The 383-nt window shown below is 66.8% G+C and carries 1 pseudogene; it reads left to right on the top strand.

Features of this window, described 5'->3' with window-relative positions:
- Positions 1–383 (top strand): annotated as a pseudogene (locus PJL15_RS22605) (hypothetical protein); the annotation flags it as partial.

Raw genomic sequence — 383 nt, 5'->3', positions numbered from 1 at the left:
CTGCGCCGCCGACGCCGCCACGGACTCCACCACCTCGAAATCTTCGCCACCACCGAACAATACGAAACCCTCACCACCGCCATGAACATCGCCACCAACCCCCGCCTCACCACCACCAGCACGGGCACCGCCACTGGGGATACTCACGGCAGCGCGGAGACCCAGGCAAGCACAGACACGAGCGTGGGCATCAGCGCGGACACTCAAACCAGTGCAGATACTCAGGCACGCCCCGGCCCGGAGCTGGACCGCCGCTCCCGCGCCCAGAAACTCCTCGACGGACTCGTCGGGGCCTGCGCCGTGGCCATGACCACCGGGAAACTACCCTCCAACGGCGGACTCCGACCCCAACTCACCGTCAACATCGACTACCGCGACCTCTG

Origin of the sequence: Paenarthrobacter nitroguajacolicus (genome assembly GCF_029952445.1) — a bacterium.
Classification (GTDB): domain Bacteria; phylum Actinomycetota; class Actinomycetes; order Actinomycetales; family Micrococcaceae; genus Arthrobacter; species Arthrobacter nitroguajacolicus_B.
Note: the sequence above shows the minus strand (reverse complement) of the source record. Positions and strands in the feature narration are given on the sequence as shown.